Genomic DNA, 1415 nt, shown 5'->3' with positions numbered 1-1415 from the left:
GTAATGCTTGTGCAATGCCTAAATTATTGGCTGCCTCTGTTACCCCATAACCTTGTTCTAATACAAGGCTAATTGCATCAAGTTTAAATTCTTTTGGGTATTTATTTCTTATTGTCATTACTTTCTCCAGTTAAGTTCATTATCTATTAACTGGGGTGGTCAGATCTATTGGACCACGTCAGTATGTGGTGGGTGAGAACAGCAGCACGCTGGTTATACCGGGACGTGCTTTTATGGTTTTTGGGCTCATGCTAGGATGAGCATGTGGCGGCTCACGCCGCCGAGCTTCTTCATCGACATGATGTCAATTCGGTTAACTCTGAGATACTTGGTGTATGATTATCTGGCGTCATCTGGTCTTCAAGTTGCGATTTGAGATCGATAAAATCGTTTGTTCTTACTTTACATAATGCCGTCATGGCACCCAAATCGGCCACGCACTGCGGGCCACTCCCCACGCACGGGTCCGGCGCCTCAGCGAACTCGGACTCGCCTTTATATATTGCAAAATCAACCGACAACTTAGAATCAACACTAAACCAATTTTCATCCTCGCCAGTAGTCCAATTATAAAATTGTTTCGATGATTTTGGCTGTGAGGTAAACTTAGGAACAGGATAAAATGGCTCATTAGAGCAGTATTCATCAACAATATGCATGGGTAGCCTTTTTTGTGCACCACCAACACCTTCTCGCCACTGCTTATCTATGGCCTCCCAATTTTTAGCTCCTGGCGCGTTTGAAGAATCTACTTGCGTTTGCAGCTCTTTAATGAGGGTATTTTCGAAATCAAAATGCTTTTCAGTGATTGTTTTTCCATTAAGCCTATAAGTGACTCCGTCTGTGTTGACTTTGTTGTATTGAGCAATCAATAGTTCCAATATCCGTTTACCTTCTTCATTCTGAGGTACGCACGTAATCATTGCTGCCCACATGTGTTTATCCAGGGCCCAAAGTGCATATTCAAAGCTACTTATGTTCTCAAATTCTCGCCCTGAACAATCTGTTACTTTGTCCCTTTTAAGCATTAAACTTATATCATCTATTAATATCAATTGAACTGAATCATGCTTACCACGCACTACATGGTGCAGTAGCTTACGAACATCAACCATGGGTTTAAACAAAGACAAATGATATTTTGATGTCTGAGCCAAGTTCACTAAACCACGGTTTGATAAATGTTTTGCGGTTTCGGGTTCTACTGGTAATTCATCTAACATCTCAAATTTGCCTCGCGTACTTTTCGCCTTATTTCTATTCATTTAAGGCAGTTTTGAAAAAATTATACTTGAATTGATTGTAAATATAAACATCTATATGACTTTAAACAGAGCAAATAAGGAGGATGCTCAGAGATATTTGAACATTAATGCGAGGTCACACCCGCTTTAGAATATATATATCCATCTTTT

The 1415-nt window shown here is 40.1% G+C and carries 2 protein-coding genes; both read right to left on the bottom strand.

Annotation, left to right across the window (positions count from 1 at the left end; translation table 11 throughout):
- Window positions 1-118: transposase (locus tag BN58_RS21865; RefSeq protein WP_019215730.1), on the bottom strand; the 118-nt coding region annotated here is incomplete at its 3' end.
- A 172-nt stretch (window positions 119-290) separates the two neighbouring features.
- Complete coding sequence (locus tag BN58_RS03910) at window positions 291-1265, bottom strand: hypothetical protein (protein ID WP_019215729.1); 975 nt, start codon at window positions 1263-1265, stop codon at window positions 291-293.
- Window positions 1266-1415: the final 150 nt, after the last annotated feature.

Origin of the sequence: Legionella tunisiensis, assembly GCF_000308315.1 — a bacterium.
Classification (GTDB): domain Bacteria; phylum Pseudomonadota; class Gammaproteobacteria; order Legionellales; family Legionellaceae; genus Tatlockia; species Tatlockia tunisiensis.
The sequence above is the reverse complement of the archived record's forward strand: the minus strand, read 5'-3'. Positions and strand labels throughout refer to the sequence as shown.

What these genes read in the sequence shown, in the direction of transcription:
- BN58_RS03910 (WP_019215729.1), bottom strand. Translation starts at nt 1,265, where the DNA reads ATGAATAGAAATAAGGCGAAAAGTACGCGAGGCAAATTTGAGATGTTA.